Origin of the sequence: Flavobacterium sp. (assembly GCF_043760115.1) — a bacterium.
Lineage (GTDB): Bacteria > Bacteroidota > Bacteroidia > Flavobacteriales > Flavobacteriaceae > Flavobacterium.
Genome location: NZ_JAYUPK010000086.1, coordinates 43,038 through 61,957, shown reverse-complemented (window position 1 = coordinate 61,957; position 18,920 = coordinate 43,038). Strand labels below are relative to the sequence as shown.

Genomic DNA, 18,920 nt, shown 5'->3' with positions numbered 1-18,920 from the left:
AAATAAAATGAAGAGCTCAAACAATTGCAGCATCAGGGTTAATAAGCCATTGTCTTTTGTAAAAATCACTATTAAAAATCAACCGCAACATATCCTAACAGGTTTTTTTAAACCTGTTAGGTATAATAAATTGTAAAAACATTTAACAATTAAACTTTTAAACAATTTAAACTTTTTTAAAACATTAAATTTTTCACTATTTTTACATCATATTTACGTACGGACAAGTCGCGACTTGTCCCTACCAAATAAAATACATAAAAAAACCACAATGAATTTCCAAAACACATTACAATTCGCTCAAAATCTAGACCAACAAGACGAATTAAAAAACTATAAATCAGAGTTTATTTTTCCACAACACAACAACAAAAACGTAATCTATTTTACAGGAAATTCATTAGGATTGCAACCCAAACGCGCCAAAAAATTTGTAGATGAAGTAATGAACGATTGGGCAAATCTTGCTGTTGAAGGACATTTCTATTCTCAAAAACCTTGGTGGGATTATCACGAACGCTTCGCCAATCCGTTAAGTAAAATTGTTGGTGCTTTACCATCAGAAGTTACAGTAATGAACACACTTACAGTAAATCTTCACTTACTAATGGTTTCGTTTTATCGTCCCACAAAAACACGATACAAAATAATTTGCGAAGAAAAAGCATTTCCATCAGATCAATATATGTTTCAATCGCAAGTACATTTTCACGGTTACAATCAAGAAGATGCTATAGTAGAAATTAAAAGAAGAGAAGGCGAACATAACATTCGACTAGAAGATATTTTAGAAAAAATAAACGAAGTTGGTAACGAATTGGCTTTAGTTCTAATTGGCGGAGTAAATTATTATACAGGTCAAGTTTTTGATATGAAAACCATAACTAATGTTGGACACAATGTTGGCGCAGTTGTAGGTTTCGACCTTGCGCACGCAGCAGGAAATATAAAACTAGATTTACACAATTGGAATGTAGATTTTGCCTCTTGGTGTTCCTATAAATACATGAATTCTGGTCCAGGAAATGCATCTGGTTGTTTCATCCACGAAAAACATCATAACAATAAAGAGTTACCAAGATTTGCAGGTTGGTGGGGAAATAAAAAAGAAAATCGTTTCTTGATGGAACAAAATTTCAACCCAATAGAAAGCGCCGATGGTTGGCAAATTAGTAATTTACCAATACTTTCATTAGCACCATATTTAGCATCGGTAGAATTATTTGACGAAGTCGGAATGGATAAAATACTTGCCAAACGAAACCAAATAACCTCTTACTTAGAATTTATTTTACAAGAAATAGACAAAGAAGTTCAAGGTAATTTTGAAATTATAACACCAACCAACCAAGACGAAAGAGCTTGTCAATTATCAGTTTTCTTTCATGGCGAAGGACGAAGTTTATTTGAATATTTAATGAAAAACGGTGTAGTAACTGATTGGCGTGAACCCAACGTAATTCGCTTTGCTCCTGTTCCATTATATACAAGTTATGAAGATATGTATCATTTTGGACAAATTTTAAAACAAGGAATTTTAACACATTAAAAAGTTAAAATTTAATTTTTTTTATTTACTTTGTTTCCACAATTAAAACCATCATTACCAACCTTAAACTAAAAAAAATGAAATTAAAATTACAATTAACACTGCTAGTAATAATAGGTTTTATTTCTAACATAATTGCGCAAGTTTCTAGTAATGAAATAGTAGCAAGAAAATGGATTTCAGAAAATAGAGAATTAAATATTCAACCTTTTCATACCTTTAAACTTTCTTTTACAAGAAAAAGTTTATCTGGAGAAACACTTCGTTTTCAACAAATGGTAAATGATGTTCCAGTTTTTCAATCAGAAATAGTTATTAATTTTAATCCAGAAAATGAATTAGTTTACAGTTCCAATTCATATAATAAAACAATTGAAAATATTTCAACAACACCAACTATTTCTAAGCAAAATGCACTAAATATTTCTAAAGATTATTTAAAATTTACTAGTGAATATGAAGTTGCAGAAAACAATTTATTCATTACAAAATTTAATGAATCTACTAAATTAGTTTATATTGTAGTTACTAATCCTTCTAATGGAAATGGAAGTTGGCAAGTAATTATAGATGCAATTTCTGGAAATGTAATAGAAAGTAAAGATGTAGCAGTTTATCATAACAAGGAAGATCATCCTAAAAAGAAGAAAAAAAAATTAGAAGAATTAAAAAGTACTCAAACTAGTGCGCCATTAGCATTTGTAAATGGAACAGCAATGGTTTATCTATCTGATCCTTTATCTTTTGCTACTGTTGCATATGGAACAACTGGATATGTAGACGGAAACGATGCAAATACAACACAATTGGCAAACGCTAGATCATCGGTAACTTTACCAGAAATAGATTTAACCGCAGGAGTTTATAAATTAAAAAGTTCGTATGCTGAAATAAAAGATTTTGAAGCGCCAACTTTTGGATTATTTACACAAGCTACAAATAATTTCAGTTTTACTAGAGACAACAACGCTTTTGAATCTGTAAATGTTTTTTATCATTTAGATCTTAGTTTAAGATATATCAATCAAACATTAGGAATACTTTGTAAACCTTTATTAAATTCTGGTGTGTTACATTTTGATCCTTCTGGATTAAGTGGTGATGATAATTCGCATTACATTCCTTCGGCTGACAGATTAGCGTTTGGAGAAGGATGTGTAGATGATGCAGAAGATGCAGATGTTATATGGCACGAATTTGGTCACGGAATTCATGATTGGTTAACTAATGGAAATGCATCTTCACTTATAGGAGAAGGAAATGGCGACTATTGGGCACAATCATACAGTAGAAGTTTAAACCAATGGACTTCTTCACAACCTGCATATCAATATATGTTTTCTTGGGATGGAAATAATGTATGCTGGACTGGTAGAAATACAAATTATTCTGGAGTTTATCCTGCTAGTTTGGTAGGTTCAATTCATACAGACGGACAAATGTGGGCAACTGCATTAATGCAAATTTATGATGTTATTGGCAGAACTAAAACAGACAAAGCTTTTCTAGAAGGATTAGCATTAACTAATAGTTCAACCAATCAACAAAATGCTGCAATTGCTGTAAGACAAGCAGCAATAAACATGAATTATCCATGTGCAGATGTAAAAACAATAACTCAAAAATTTACTGATCGTGGTTACACTTTGCCAACTTTACTGTTGTCAATGGCTTCTTTACCAGATCAAACTGTGCAAGCAGATGCTAATAATACTTATACTTTACCAAGTTATTTATCAATCGCCAATCCAATAAATGGCAATTGTGATGCTACTTTACTACAATCACCAATATCAGGAACAGTTTTAGCTCCAGGAACTTATACAATTTCAATAACAGCTAGTAGTGGAACTTCATCAGTAAACAGAAACTTTACTTTAATTGTTAATTCAAATTTAACAGTGAATGAAAACAGTAAAGACAAAATAGTAATTTATCCAAATCCAGCTAAAAATCAATTAACAATTAAAGGCGAATTTGATGCCAATGAAAGTATAACAGTTTATAATTTATTAGGACAAAAAATATTTCAAAAAGCAATACCAACTAATGAAGAAAAAATAGATGTTTCATCGCTTTCTAATGGTGTTTATACCTTATATTTTAATAATTCTAAAGCAACATACAAGTTTATTAAAGAATAATAAATGACTAAATTTATGAAATGCCACAATGTAAATTAACAACATTGTGGCTTTTTTTATTTTGTAAAAACCTTACTACATTTGCAAATCATAAAAACACTAAAGAGGTTTCTTTGCTTACGCAATAAAATCTAAAATGAAATTACTATGACCAAACAACATATAATACAAAACTTCGATCCATCTCAACCAGGACTAGCCGATGCAACAATTTTCGGATTGCCATTTTCAGCAGAACAATCAGAAATAATTATAATTCCTGTTCCTTGGGAAGTTACGGTAAGTTATGGTTCTGGCGCATCACTTGGTCCAGAAGCTATTCTTGAAGCATCATTTCAAGTAGATTTATGCCATCAAGATTTTCCAGAATTATGGAAACTCGGAATGTACTATGCTGAAATTCCTAGTCATTGGCATCAAAATTCAGATAAATATAAACAATTAGCGCAACCAATTATTCAAGCATTAGAAAACGGAGAAGAGTTACAAAATTCTCCAAATTTAGTATCTGACCTTGAAGAAATTAATAAAATCTGTAGAGAACTACATTCAGAAGTAAAAGAAAAAGTAGTGTTTTGGATGAATCAAGGCAAGAAAGTAGTACTACTTGGTGGCGATCATTCAACACCTTTAGGATATTATGAAGCGTTAGCAACCAAGCACGAAAATTTTGGAATTCTTCATCTTGATGCACACATGGATTTGCGAATTGCCTATGAAGGTTTCACTTATTCGCATGCATCAATAATGTACAACGCGTTACAAATTCCAAATATTACTAAAATTGTTCAAGTAGGAATTAGAGATTTTTGCGAGCAGGAAGTAAACAATGTCAATAATGAAAAAGGTAGAGTAATTGTTCACTCCGATTCCGATTTAAAAAGTGCAATTTTTGAAGGAATAACATGGAAACAACAATGTGATAAAATAATTTCAGAGTTACCCCAAAAAGTGACTATAAGTTTCGACATTGACGGAATGTATCCTTGGTATTGCCCAAATACTGGTACGCCAGTTCCAGGTGGATTCTCATTTGAGCAAGCCACTTATTTGTTTAATAAATTAGCATCAAGCGGAAAAGAAATTATTGGTTTCGATTTAGTAGAAGTTGCACCTGGTGAAAACGACGATTGGGATGGAAACGTTGGCGCAAGAATGCTATTTCAAATGTGTGGAATTTTAGCAAAAAACAATGGATTACATGTTGGAGAAAAAATAAAATTCTAGAAAAACCAAAATTATATAACTTTAATCAGCAATTCTATAATAACTAACCGTTTTTTAAATACGTTATTTGTTTAATAAATTTAAATTATGAGTTTTATGAAAAATACACTTTTAACAGCAGCATTAGTTTTCGGAATATTATTTACCTCTTGTAAAAACACAGATAAAGCAGGAATTGTAGAAAATGACAAACAAGCAACTATCGATTCTATGAAAATAGTTTTAGAAAAACAAAAAGTTATAGATTCAATGAATGTAGAAATGGCAAAAGTTGAAGCCCAAAAACAAAAAGAAGTTGTTGTTGTAAATAAAATTGTTGAAACTCCAAATACAACGACTACAACTACAACAACCAAAAGAAAAGGTTGGAGTGGCGCAGCAAAAGGAGCAGTAATTGGAGCTGGAGTTGGCGCAATAACTGGAGCAGCAATAAGTAAGAAAAAAGGCGAAGGAGCAATTATTGGAGGACTTGCTGGAGCTGGAGTTGGCGCAGGAACAGGTGCAATAATTGACGGAAAGAAAAAAGAATAATCAAACTATCTATACTCAGAAAATGGCTAAAATTAATTTTTTAGCCATTTTTTTATTTGAAGCGAATGATTTGGGCGTTTTCAAGTTACCTTATTCCTGCTACTAAAACTCGCTTTTATTTCATGAAAAATGAAATAAAGAGCTCAAACAATTTTAGTATCAGGTCTAATAATTATTGTCTTTTGTGAAATTAAATTAAAAAACTTCCTTAGCAATAGCTTTAATATTCTCAGCTTTTCCCATAGAATAATAATGCAAAACAGGAATTCCTGCCGCGACTAATTCTTTACTTTGTTGAATACACCATTCAATTCCAATATCTTTTACAGCATCATTATCTTTTGCTTTTACAACAGCCATAATTAAATCATCAGGTAATTCTAACGAAAATCTATGCGGAATTAAATTCAATTGTTTCTTCGTTGCAAGAGGTTTAAGTCCAGGAATTATTGGAACTGTAATTCCTGCTGCTCTACATTTAGCAACATATTCAAAAAACTTTTTATTGTCAAAAAACATTTGAGTTACAATATAATCGGCACCGTTTTTAATTTTAAGTTTCGTAAAATGAATATCGCTATCCAAACTTGGTGCTTCCATATGCTTTTCAGGATAACCAGTTACACCAATACAAAAATTAGTACAAGCCGAATTTTGTAAATCTTCATCAAGGTAAATTCCGTTATTTAAATTATTAACTTGCAATACTAGATCACTTGCATATTCATTTCCTTCTTTTTCTGGTTTAAAATAAGTCTCTGTTTTCAGTGCATCACCTCGCATTGCAACAACATTATCAATGCCAAGAAAATCTAAATCTATTAATAAATTCTCAGTATCTTCTTTGCTAAAACCACCACACAAAATATGTGGAACAGCATCTACAGGATATTTATTTTGAATTGCAGCACAAATTCCAACAGTTCCAGGACGTTTTTTTACAATTTTTTTCTCCAATAAACCACTTGGTAATTCTTTGTATTGGTATTCTTCTCTATGATAAGTTACATCAATAAATGGCGGATTAAAATCCATCAACGGATCAATACTATCAAATATTGATTGAATATTTTGTCCTTTTAATGGTGGTAATATTTCAAACGAAAATAATGGTTTTCCGTTGGCGTTTTCTATGTGTTGGGTTACTTTCATTTTTAAAATTGTATATTGTATTGTTGTATTATTGTATACTGTATTAATGTATTATTGTATACTGTACTACTGTATTATTGTATACTGTATTACTGTAAATTGTATTATTGTATATTGTATTGATATAAATTATAAATTCTAAATTCTATAAATACTTTTTTACAATATACAATATACAGTTTTGACTAATCTGCTATATTCGGCGAAAGCCATTTCGTAGCCATTTCAGTAGAAATTCCTCTACGTTTGGCGTAATCTATTACTTGATCTTCTTTTATTTTTCCGAGTCCGAAATACTTACTTTCTGGATTGGCAAAATAATATCCAGAAACTGAAGATGCTGGCCACATTGCCATACTTTCGGTAAGCGTTACGCCTATTTCTTGTTCCACATTCAACAATTTAAAAATAGTTGGTTTCTCTAAATGATCAGGACAAGCAGGATAACCTGGTGCAGGACGAATTCCTTTATACTCTTCAGAAATTAAATCTTGATTTGATAAATTTTCATCCGATGCATAACCCCAAATTTCCTTACGAACTTTTAAATGTAAATATTCAGCAAATGCTTCTGCAAATCTATCTGCCAATGCTTTTATCATTATCGAATTGTAATCGTCTAATTGTTTTTCAAATTCGGCTGCTTTTTCATCCACACCAAAACCAGTTGTAACACAAAAACATCCAATATAATCTTGCTTTCCGCTATCTTTTGGCGCTACAAAATCAGACAATGCTATGTTTGGCGCGCCAGCGGTTTTTTGAGATTGTTGGCGTAAAGTTAGAAGTTGGAAGACGGAAGATGGAAGATTTTCCTCGTTTGGAATTTGGGATTTAAAATTTGAAATTTTTAATTCAATATCATCATCATTGATAGTATTTGCTGGAAAAATTCCAAGAATTCCTTTCGCATGAATCCATTTTTCTGAAACCAATTTTTGTAGCATATTTTTTGCATCTAAAAATAAATTGGTTGCTTGCTCACCAACTATTTCATCTGTTAAAATCGCAGGATATTTTCCAAACAATTGCCACGAATTAAAAAATGGTGTCCAATCGATATAATCTACTAATTCTGACAATTCAACTTCAATTTTTTTAACGCCAATAAAATTGGGTTTTACTGGTGTAAAATTATTCCAATCGAGTTGTAATTTATTTTTACGCGCACTTTCAATGGTATGAAAATTTTTGTCTCTACTTCTATTTAAATAACCATCGCGCAACTTATCATATTCATCGCGAATGGCTTTTACATAACCTTCTTTAGTTTCAGCTTGCAACAAATTACTTGCAACCGTTACCGCTCGTGATGCATCGTTTACGTGAACAACAGTTTGCTTATATTCTGGTGCAATTTTTACAGCAGTGTGCGCACGAGATGTTGGTGCACCACCAATCATAATTGGAATTTTGATGTTTAATTTATCCATTTCCTTGGCTATATAAACCATTTCGTCCAATGATGGCGTGATTAATCCACTCAATCCAATTATGTCAACATTATGTTCAATTGCAGCTTGGATAATTTTTTCTGGCGGAACCATAACTCCCAAATCAATGATTTCAAAGTTGTTACAACCTAAAACTACAGCTACAATATTTTTACCAATATCGTGAACATCGCCTTTTACAGTTGCCATTAATACTTTTCCAGCACTTGAAGATTTTCCGTCTTTTTGCGCTTCAATAAATGGTAATAAATAAGCAACAGCTTTTTTCATTACTCTAGCCGATTTTACAACTTGTGGCAAAAACATTTTTCCGCTTCCAAATAAATCGCCAACAACATTCATTCCTGCCATTAAATTGATTTCAATAACTTCGATTGCTTTCGCCGAATTTGCTCTCGCTTCTTCAACATCAATTTCTATAAATTCGTCAATTCCTTTTACTAATGAATGTGTTAATCGTTCTTGAACTGAACCATTTCGCCATTCGGCAATTGCTTTTTCATTTACTTTGTAATCACCTTTAAAGGTTTCGGCTAAATCCAAAAGTCGTTCGGTTGCATCATCTCTCCTATTTAGTAAAACATCTTCTACGTGTTCTAAAAGTGTTTTATCAATTTGGTCGTAAATCTCAAGCATTTCTGGATTTACAATTCCCATTGTCATTCCGTTTTGAATAGCGTGATATAGAAATGCCGAATGCATAGCTTCGCGAACAGTATCATTGCCACGAAACGAAAACGAAACGTTACTTACACCACCAGAAATATTGGCATAAGGAAGATTTTCGCGAATCCATTTTGTGGCTCTAAAAAAATCTAATGCGTTTAATTTATGTTCGTCCATTCCGGTTGCAACCGGAAAAATATTGGGATCAAAAATGATGTCTTGCGCAGGAAATTTTACAATATTTACTAAAACATCATAACTTCTTTTACAAATTTCTATTCGTCTTTCGTAATTATCAGCTTGACCGTTTTCGTCAAATGCCATAACAATTACTGCTGCGCCATATCGTTTAATTAACTTGGCTTGATGTATAAAAGTTGCTTCGCCTTCTTTTAGCGATATGGAATTTACAACTGCTTTTCCTTGCACAACTTTTAATCCAGCTTCGATAATTTCCCATTTGGAAGAATCTATCATTACTGGCACTCTGGCAATGTCTGGTTCTGCTGCAATTAGATTTAGGAATTTAGTCATAGCATAAACGCCATCTAACATTCCTTCGTCCATATTTACATCAATAATTTGTGCGCCACCTTCTACTTGTTCTCTTGCAACCGAAAGTGCTTCGTTGTAATTTTCTTCTTTTATTAATCGGAGAAATTTTCTTGAGCCAGTTACGTTTGTCCGTTCACCTACATTCACAAAATTTGAATATTCGTTTACGAAAAGCGGTTCTAGACCTGAAAGTTGTAAGTTTATTTTGTTAGTTCTTGACATATTTATGCTGAATTTATTTACTTCACAAATTATTTAATTACTAGAAGTGTTCAGTGAACTTCGTTTCAGTATCTTTTATTTTAAGCAACAAAGGCGCTAAGTCTCTAAGTTTTTTTTTATTTTAAACCATTAAGAACGTTAAGTTCATTTAGGATTTAATTTCTGTTTTTAGCCACTATTTACACTAATAATACGAATTAAAAGTGTTATAAACTATTACACTAATTGATTATCGTTGATTTTTCTTGGCTGAAATTGTGCTGCTACAGCAGCAATTGCTTTTATGTGTTCTGGTGTTGTGCCGCAACAACCTCCAATTATGTTTATTAAATTATCTTGTAAATATTCTTTTATTAATGCTTGCATTTCGGCTGGTGTTTGGTCGTATTGACCAAAGGCATTTGGCAAACCTGCGTTTGGATGTGCTGAAATATTCAATTGTGTATTGTGCGCCAATCTTTTTAAATATGGTTTTAACTGATCTGCTCCAAGTGCACAATTGAAACCAATACTTAACAAATCGATATGCTGAATTGAAATTAAAAATGCTTCTACTGTTTGCCCAGAAAGTGTTCTTCCTGATGCATCTGTAATTGTTCCTGAAACCATAACTGGAATGTCTAGATTTCGTTCTTCTTTTACTTCTTCAATTGCAAAAAGTGCCGCTTTGGCATTTAAAGTATCGAAAATAGTTTCTACTAATAATACATCGCTTCCGCCATCGATAAGTGCTTCTACTTGTTGTTTGTAGGCGATTCTTAAATCGTCGAAAGTTACGGCACGATAACCTGGATCGTTTACATCTGGAGACATTGACGCAGTTCTGTTTGTTGGTCCGATTGAACCTGCTACGAAACGTGGTTTGTCTGTAAATTCATCTGCAACTTGGCGTGCTATTTTGGCAGATTCATAGTTAAGTTCGTAAACTAAATCTTCTAGATAATAATCTGCCATTCCTATTGTTGTTCCAGAAAAGGTATTGGTTTCTACAATGTCAGCACCAGCTTGAAAGTATTGTCTGTGGACTTCTTTTACGGCTTCTGGTTGCGTGATTGAAAGTAAATCGTTGTTTCCTTTTAATGGATGTTGGAAATCTTTGAATCGTTCTCCACGAAAATCTTCTTCTGAGAAGTTGTTGCGTTGTAGCATTGTTCCCATTGCTCCATCTAGAACTAAGATTCTTTCTTTTATTGCTTGTTTTATTTTTGACATAATTTAATTGCCACTAAGGCGCTAAATTTTTTTTACACGAATTGCACGAATTTGCACAAATTATGAATTATTATTATTTCACTAATTTTAAACTTAGTTTTTGAAAAAGTCTTTTTTTTACACGAATTGCACGAATTTTCACAAATTATGAATCATTATTAGTTCACTAATCTTAAACTTCGTTTTTAAAGAAGTCTTTTTTTAAAACCATTAAGAGATTAAGGTTCATTAAGAAAATGTTCTTGTGGAAACTTAATTTTTTTATTTTTCTTGCAATCCCGATAGCTATCTGGAGCAAAGGCGCAAAGCATATTTTGTTTTTAAACCATTAAGAAAATGTTCTTTTAAAAACTTAATTTTACTAAAATGGATTCTTAACTAGCCCTGATTGCAGCGGTATCTTTTTATTTTTTTATTTTTAAAAAATAAAAAATATAGCGTAAAGCAGGAATATGGATTGCTAAAATGCGCAAACCATTTGCTCATGATACTGAAACGAGTTCAGAATTAATTAATATGTTATTTTGGAAAGTGTGAGAGAATTCTCGTGGTTATCTGTTCCTTATTGTTCTGATTTAACAGATGCTGAAACTAGTTCAGCATAAAGATAGAATGTAGCACCTTTTTTTGCGAACAAATTAGGTTGCTAAGCTTTCATCGAGTCTAATCTCTCCAGCTTTCGTGATAACAAATCAATAAGTTTATGAACTGTGCAAAGTAAAGAAATAGATTTTTATTGTGCAATATAAATTGTAAAATATTTTTTTGCATAAAAAAAGCCCATTTTAAAAAAATGAGCTTTTAAGAAATTGTGGAAAATTTATATTATTGTTTAATTATTTTAGTTGTACCAACTCCGTTTTCTGTTTGTGCTTTTACAAAATATACTCCAGCATTTAAATCAGATACGTTAATTTGAGTTTCTGAAACATTTGAAGGTGAAACTTCTTTAACTATTCTTCCATTTAAATCAGTAATTTGTACGTTATCAATTGTAGCTCCATTTTTAGAGTTTAAATTAATTACAGATTTAGCTGGGTTTGGGTAGATTGAGAAGTTACTAGAAAAGAAATCTTGAGTATTTGCTAAAGGACGATCAACTGAAAAAGTGTCAATTGCGATAATATTAGAATTTAATCCTAAAAATCCACCGTCTTCAACCCAATATCTAAATGCCAATAAACATGCTGTTGGAACTGCTAATCCAGTTACTGTATAATTATACTGAGTCCAAACTCCAGGATATGAACCAGCACCAGTTAGTAATAAATTTGGATTAACAGACAAACATAATGTTGTGAAATCGCCAAGATCAGTATGTCCACCAGATGGAAGAGTCGTAAACCCACCATTAGTACTTAATCTAAGTTCTAATCTATCTGGAAAAGTGTTTTGTGGTGTTGGATTAGGATTAGGTGTGACTGTTCTAGTGTAAAATGAAATTATATCTCCATTTTCTAAATTTATTTCTGGAGTATGTAACCAATTACTAATTTCGCCATTATCTCCTGTACTATTAAAGTTTATTAAGGCATAAGATAATGCAGCACCAGAATGTGCGCCAGTAGAAAATGCCGTTACTGGAGCAATTGGAATTGAATAAGTAGCAGTTCCAACAGGTGTACTTTGATTAGTTTGAACCCAACCTGCTGCATACATTGCGGCTGTAGTTCCTTCAAAACCAAAAGCAAATTGATTTTGAGAATAATTTTTTGTAAACACAAAAATTAATAAAAGTGAAAGTAAAAGTTTTTTCATGATTTATATATTAAAGATAGTTAAACAAAACTAAATAAAAAAATTTGAGGTTTTTATTAAAATGCAGATAAAAATAAAAAAAAATGAGGTTTTTTTAATTTATAATCAATTTTTTGGAAGTTATTTCTGAATTATTACTTATTAAACTATAAATATACATTCCTTTTTGTAAATTTCCTTGTTTTAAAATAATTGAATCTTTAGTAATGTTTAGCTTGAACTTCTAAATTATTATCTATTACTAGAAATATTAAACGCTTTTTAGATACTTTTCACCATTTTTGTCTCAACTTTAATTGTAAAAAATATTTTTTAATGAAAATAATTTTAAACCAAAAAACTTTTATAAATTTGCAATCTTAATTAGAGGAAAAATTTGAACTGATTGCAACCTCTATTTTGAACTATGATTTAAAGAAGAGATTCTGAATCAAGTTCAGAATAAAAAAATGCTAAAGCAGAAAGTCTACTTTAGTTTGTTGCATACTCTTTTTTTTGAAAAAAATATTATTAACAGAATCTGAAATTAATTCAGATTAAAAACTATAATTATGGCTTATTTATTTACTTCAGAGTCTGTTAGCGAAGGACATCCTGATAAAGTTGCAGATCAAATTAGTGATGCATTGATTGATAATTTCTTGGCATTTGATGCTGAAAGTAAAGTTGCTTGTGAGACTTTAGTAACAACTGGTCAAGTAATTTTGGCTGGTGAAGTAAAATCGAATACTTACTTAGACGTGCAACAAATTGCAAGAGAAGTTATTAGAAAAATTGGTTATACTAAAAGTGAGTATATGTTTGAAGCCGATTCTTGTGGCGTTCTTTCTGCAATTCACGAACAATCTGCTGATATTAATCAAGGTGTAGACAGAGCAAGCAAAGAAGAACAAGGTGCTGGAGATCAAGGAATGATGTTTGGTTATGCTACTAATGAAACTGAAAATTATATGCCTTTGGCGTTAGATTTGTCTCATGCTTTGTTGATTGAGTTGGCAAATTTACGTAGAGAAAATAATGAAATTAAATATTTACGTCCAGATGCAAAATCTCAAGTAACTTTAGAATATAGTGACGATAATAAACCACAACGAATTGAAGCCATTGTAATTTCTACTCAACATGATGATTTTGCTCCAGAGGCAGAAATGTTGGCTAAAATTAAAACTGATTTAGTTGGAATTTTAATTCCTAGAGTTAAAGCTAAATATCCTAAATATGCTCATTTATTTAATGACCAAATTACATATCACATTAATCCAACTGGAAAATTTGTTATTGGCGGACCACATGGAGATACTGGTTTAACTGGTAGAAAAATAATTGTAGATACTTATGGTGGAAAAGGTGCTCATGGTGGTGGTGCATTTTCTGGAAAAGATCCAAGTAAAGTTGATAGAAGTGCTGCTTATGCAACGCGTCATATTGCCAAAAACTTGGTAGCTGCTGGAATTTGTGATGAAATTTTAGTACAAGTTTCTTATGCAATTGGTGTTGCAAAACCTACTTCTATAAATGTTGTTACTTATGGAACTTCAAAAATAAATTTAACTGATGGAGAAATTAGTAAAAAAGTAGAAGCCATTTTTGATATGCGTCCGTATTTTATTGAGCAACGTTTAAAGTTAAGAAATCCTATTTATAGTGAAACTGCTGCTTATGGACATATGGGAAGAAAACCAGAAACTGTTACAAAAACTTTTAATGCTCCAGGTGGATTAACTAAAACGGTTTCAGTTGAATTATTTACTTGGGAAAAACTAGATTTTGTAGATCAAGTTAAATCTGCTTTTGGATTGTAAAAAATAGAATTTTTATACAAAAAAAAACACGTTTTAAAAACGTGTTTTTTTGTTTATAAGAATTTTTGATTTTTACTCTTTAGAGAAAAGTTTTGAAACATCACCGTTATATGTTTGAATTTTTAAAATATAATTTCCAGATTTTAAATTGGAAACATCCAATTGTGAATCACTTATAAACTCTTTTATTAGTCTTCCATAAATGTCATAAACTTGGATGTTATTTATTTCTACAGCATCTGAAAACGATAGGTATAATGTATTTTTTACAGGATTAGGATATAAAATAATTTTAGATTCTAATTCGTTTTGATTAACGCCAAGAGTAGTTCCATTTATTAAAAATGGAATTTCTTGAGCAAAATCTGGAGCTGTAGTTGGAGTTCCGCTATCTATTAAATTGGCAGACCAACCTAAAACATCGCTTGGAAAAGTAGATGCTACAACATTAATTTTAGCATTGGCGCCAACAACTCCTCTACTTCCAACGGTTGTAACTGGTGGAAAAAACACTTGTATATCTGTTGTTGCGTGCGCCTGAAATTCTACCCAATACGTTCCAGAAGGCAAACTTGCATTTATTGAAGCTTTAAATTTCCACATTCTTCTGGTTGAATTGGTAACTTGTCCTGGAGATGGATATAAAGAATTACCAATTCTATAAACAAAAGCATTACTACTGTTGGCAACATCAAGAGCATTGATTGTCATATTTCCTGCAATTGGAGTCGCGCCTGATGAAGATGGATTTACATTAAAAATTTGAATTTTTAATTGATCTATCGGAATTGTGGCTCCAATATAATCTGCAACATATCCAAAGAAATCGAAACTTGTAATTTCCCAAGTTTGTCCTGTTGGAACAATAAAATTATCTGCTAGTCGATAACTTGTTGTTCCGCTAGAGTAAAAGTATGCTGGAAAACCAGCAGTTGCGTTGGATTGTGTTGTATTTCCTGTTGTATTTTGCATTTCGCTCCAAGTATAACCTGCTGGTGCGTTTACGCCACTTTTAGAAACTGATCCTGTAGAAAATTCTCCGTTGGAATATATTTGAGCAAAACCATTTAAGGAGATTAATGTAAGAGAACAAAATAAAAGAAGTATATTTTTCTTTAAGTAATTTATTTTCATCGTAGTAGTTTAAAAAATTATACTCCAAAATTAATGTTAATTTTGAAATATTGAACTTTTTAAATAAAAAAATAAAATTTCTTTAAGAAATACTAGTTGTGACCTCGGTAGGATTCGAACCTACAACCGTCAGAGCCGAAATCTGATATTCTATCCAGTTGAACTACGAAGCCAGTTTTTAATTTACAAAATACGAAGTTGGAAGTACAAAGTTTTTCCTCGTACCTCGTATTTTGTAATTCTTAATTTAAAATTATACTAAAAGTTTCTTAACGATTGTAGAAATTGTTTTTCCTTCGGTTTGTGCTCCAATTTGTGCTGATGCTAATCCCATTACTTTTCCCATTGATGCAATTCCTGATGCGCCAGTTTCTGCAATGATTTTGGCAATTACTGCTTCTACTTCTACTTCACTTAATTGTGCTGGAAGGAATTTTTCTATTACTGCAATTTGGGCTAATTCTGGTTCGGCAAGGTCTAAACGGTTTTGTGTTGTAAAAATTGTTGCGCTGTCTTTTCGCATTTTTACTAGTTTTTGTAAAATTTTAATTTCGTCTGCTTCGGTTATTTCTTCTTTGCTTCCTGTTGCTGTTTGTGCTAATAAAATTTCTGATTTAATGGCTCGCAATGCTTCTAGTGCTACTGTGTCTTTAGCTCGCATTGCGGTTTTCATTTCGTCCATTATTTGTGTTGATAAACTCATATTGATATTTGATGTTAGATGTTAGATTTTCTCTTTTATTTTTTTAGTATTCTCTTTTAATATGTTCCTTCGACTGCGCTCAGGATGACAAAACTGAGTAAAATTTTATATTTTATTTAATTTTTCATGTATTATGATATTTCTTCCGAAAGCTATCGGAAGCGCTCAGGATGAAAAAATTGTGTATAATTTATAATTGTTTTAAATTTTCAAAACTTGACAGATTTTAGAAAAAAAGACAACTCTTTAGCCCTGATTGAAATGGAAATCCTTTTTCAATTGTCTTGGGTAAAACCCAAAACAATTGAAAAAGATTGCAATGGAAAGCAGGAAAATGGATTGCTAAAATGCCCAAGCCATTTGCTTCTAAAGCTTTGCAAATTTAGTCAATTTTTATTAATTATTTGAGATGTTAAACTAAGTTAGAGATACTGAAACAAGTTCAGTATTTACAAGTTCAGTAAAAACAAATAACCCGAAGATTCTACTGAACTTTCGGGTTAAATTTTTATAATTATTTTTGAATTAATCTACATTATCGTGTAGAAATGAATTGTTGGAACGCAACTGAACATCGTCGTTACTGTCTGTTCCAAGAGACATTCTTGAATTATTGTTAGCCGTTTGGCTGCTAGTTAAATCAATTCCTAAACGCTTGTATGCTGGCTCTTTTTCTAGTTCGTCTACACGAGAAGGATTGTTGTGAAACTTGTAATTAAACTCTTTTAACTTGCGTCTTCTTTCGTCGGCACGAAGTTTTAAAGTGTCTTCTATTGTCATTTCTACTGGCGAAATATCTTCTAGATGTGTGGCGTAGGTTGGCGATTTCGGCTCTTCTATTTTCATTGTAATATTCATTTCTTCGGCAATTGGTTCTTCAACTATTGCTGTTGGTTTAGAATGCAACAAATCGTTTTCGATTTCCATATATTCTTCTAATGAATACTTGATTACTCCGTTTTCGTTTAACTCTGTTACTGGAACAAATTCTACATGCTCATTAACTTGAATATCGCGAGTTTCTTCTGTTAAATCGAAAAATATTTTGTTTTCTTCTGTTTTAACTTCTGATGCTATTGGCAAATCGAAAGTGAAAAGTGAATTTTGAATTTCTTCTTTTACAACTTGTGGTTCTACAACTTTAATTTCGTTAATAACTGGTGTTGTAAATTGAAAATCGATGTCTTTTATTGGTGAAACTATTTCGAAAGTTACGTCTAGATTACGAATAAATTGGTTCATTGCAATTAATTCGTTTTCATTTACTGTAGCAATAATTGGCGTTAAAACTTCTTCTTCTATCAATTCAAAAACTATTTTTTCTGAATTATTATTTTCTGAAACTTCAGATTTTGATTGAAAAACATCTACTGCTTTTTGAGTTAAATCGCGAACCAATTTTTGCTCATCATGAAGTGTATGAATAATTTTTTTAGGTTCGGTATTTACAATTTCATTTTGCTGTTCTACATTAAAACCTGTTGCAATAATTGTTACTGCAATAGCATCACCATGAGCTTCGTCTTCTCCAACTCCCATAATAATATTGGCATTGTGTCCTGCTTCTGCTTGAATGTGATCGTTAATTTCTCCTATTTCGTCAATAGTAATTTCGTTGGTTCCAGAAACGATAAGCAACAATACGTTTTTGGCTCCAGCGATTTTGTTATCATTTAATAATGGTGAATCTAAAGCAGAAACAATTGCTTCTTTGGCTCTGTTTTCTCCACTTGCAAATGCAGAACCCATAATTGCTGTTCCGCTATTTGCTAATACAGTTTTGGCATCTTTTAAATCGATGTTTTGTGTGTAATGATGTGTAATTACTTCGGCAATTCCGCGAGATGCAGTTGCTAAAACTTCGTCAGCTTTAGAAAATCCTGCTTTGAAACCTAAATTTCCGTATACTTCTCTTAACTTATTATTATTGATAACAATTAAAGAATCTACTTGTTTACGTAATCTCTCAACACCTGCTAATGCTTGTTCTATTCTAACTTTTCCTTCAAATTGAAATGGGATAGTTACAATTCCGACTGTTAAAATATCACGTTCTTTGGCTAGTTGTGCAATTACTGGCGCTGCACCAGTTCCTGTTCCACCACCCATTCCTGCAGTTATGAAAATCATTTTGGTATTGCTGTCTAACATTTTTTCTATATCGGCAATGCTTTCTATTGCAGATTGTTGTCCAACTTCTGGATTTGCTCCAGCACCAAGTCCTTCTGTTAAGCTTACGCCTAATTGAATTTTGTTTGGCACAGGACTGTTTTGTAATGCCTGAGAATCAGTATTACAAACGATGAAATCTACACCTTTTATACCTTGCTTGAACATGTGATTAATAGCATTGCTTCCGCCACCACCAACACCTATTACTTTAATTACATTTGATTGGTTCTTGGGTAAATCAAATGAGATACTTCCAAATTCTGAGTTGCTTATCATAATTTTAAAGGTTTGAATCCGCTGGATTCGTTTACTACACTTTGTTTGTTTTTATAATTTTATAAACGTTTGAATCCGCTGGATTCATTTGTTTGTTTTGTTTAATATTATAAACGTTTAAATCTTCTATAAACGTTTTAATCTTCTATAAACGTTTAAATCTTCTATAAACGTTTGAATCTTCTATAAACGTTTGAATCCGCTGGATTCGTTTGTTTGTTTTAGTTTTATCTTATAAACGTTTAATGTTATAAACGTTTGTTTTTATAAACGTTTGAATCCGCTGGATTCGTTTGTTTTTTTGTTTAATATTATTAACGTTTAAATCTTCTATAAACGTTTTAATCCGCTGGATTCGTGTGT

General features: G+C 31.6%; 12 protein-coding genes and 1 tRNA gene. 5 read left to right on the top strand and 8 right to left on the bottom strand.

Annotated features, from left to right (window positions below):
* Positions 1-271 precede the first annotated feature (271 nt).
* The 4 genes from kynU (at position 272) to ACH2BC_RS07540 (ending at position 5,451) form a co-directional block, all read left to right on the top strand.
* Positions 272-1,549 (top strand): kynureninase, encoded by a 1,278-nt coding sequence (kynU, locus tag ACH2BC_RS07555; protein ID WP_395053384.1) that lies wholly within the window; start codon positions 272-274, stop codon positions 1,547-1,549.
* A gap of 77 nt (positions 1,550-1,626) precedes the next feature.
* Positions 1,627-3,693, top strand: coding sequence for a T9SS type A sorting domain-containing protein (locus ACH2BC_RS07550; protein WP_395053383.1), 2,067 nt, complete (start codon positions 1,627-1,629; stop codon positions 3,691-3,693).
* Between the two features lie 147 nt (positions 3,694-3,840).
* Positions 3,841-4,920: an agmatinase family protein gene (locus ACH2BC_RS07545; protein WP_395053382.1), complete on the top strand. Its 1,080-nt coding sequence runs from the start codon at positions 3,841-3,843 to the stop codon at positions 4,918-4,920.
* 96 nt (positions 4,921-5,016) lie between these two features.
* Complete coding sequence (locus ACH2BC_RS07540; RefSeq protein WP_395053381.1) at positions 5,017-5,451, top strand: glycine zipper family protein; 435 nt, start codon at positions 5,017-5,019, stop codon at positions 5,449-5,451.
* A gap of 195 nt (positions 5,452-5,646) precedes the next feature.
* Here ACH2BC_RS07540 and ACH2BC_RS07535 read toward each other — a convergent pair whose 3' ends face one another.
* The 4 genes from ACH2BC_RS07535 to ACH2BC_RS07520 all read right to left on the bottom strand — a co-directional run bounded on the left by ACH2BC_RS07535 (position 5,647) and on the right by ACH2BC_RS07520 (position 12,470).
* Positions 5,647-6,603, bottom strand: a complete 957-nt coding sequence (locus ACH2BC_RS07535) for a methylenetetrahydrofolate reductase (RefSeq protein ID WP_395053380.1) — start codon at positions 6,601-6,603, stop codon at positions 5,647-5,649.
* 185 nt (positions 6,604-6,788) lie between these two features.
* A complete protein-coding gene (gene metH, locus ACH2BC_RS07530) occupies positions 6,789-9,500 on the bottom strand; it encodes a methionine synthase (RefSeq protein ID WP_395053379.1) in 2,712 nt (903 codons plus the stop codon).
* Between the two features lie 216 nt (positions 9,501-9,716).
* Positions 9,717-10,712, bottom strand: coding sequence for a homocysteine S-methyltransferase family protein (locus ACH2BC_RS07525; RefSeq protein WP_395053378.1), 996 nt, complete (start codon positions 10,710-10,712; stop codon positions 9,717-9,719).
* A gap of 825 nt (positions 10,713-11,537) precedes the next feature.
* Positions 11,538-12,470: a choice-of-anchor J domain-containing protein gene (locus ACH2BC_RS07520; RefSeq protein ID WP_395053377.1), complete on the bottom strand. Its 933-nt coding sequence runs from the start codon at positions 12,468-12,470 to the stop codon at positions 11,538-11,540.
* A gap of 551 nt (positions 12,471-13,021) precedes the next feature.
* On the opposite strand from ACH2BC_RS07520, the gene metK reads away from it, so the two are divergent.
* Entirely contained in the window at positions 13,022-14,272 is a 1,251-nt protein-coding gene (gene metK, locus ACH2BC_RS07515) for a methionine adenosyltransferase (protein ID WP_395053376.1), read from the top strand.
* A gap of 72 nt (positions 14,273-14,344) precedes the next feature.
* On the opposite strand, the gene ACH2BC_RS07510 is transcribed toward metK, so the two are convergent.
* The 4 genes from ACH2BC_RS07510 to ftsZ form a co-directional block, all read right to left on the bottom strand.
* A complete protein-coding gene (locus ACH2BC_RS07510; protein WP_395053375.1) occupies positions 14,345-15,406 on the bottom strand; it encodes a T9SS type A sorting domain-containing protein in 1,062 nt (353 codons plus the stop codon).
* A gap of 99 nt (positions 15,407-15,505) precedes the next feature.
* Positions 15,506-15,579 (bottom strand) — tRNA-Arg (locus ACH2BC_RS07505).
* 80 nt (positions 15,580-15,659) lie between these two features.
* Positions 15,660-16,109 (bottom strand): GatB/YqeY domain-containing protein, encoded by a 450-nt coding sequence (locus tag ACH2BC_RS07500; RefSeq protein WP_395053374.1) that lies wholly within the window; start codon positions 16,107-16,109, stop codon positions 15,660-15,662.
* 525 nt (positions 16,110-16,634) lie between these two features.
* Positions 16,635-18,557 carry a cell division protein FtsZ gene (gene ftsZ, locus ACH2BC_RS07495; protein WP_395053373.1) on the bottom strand — a complete coding sequence of 641 codons (1,923 nt, stop codon included), beginning with the start codon at positions 18,555-18,557 and terminating at the stop codon, positions 16,635-16,637.
* Between the last annotated feature and the right edge of the window lie 363 nt (positions 18,558-18,920).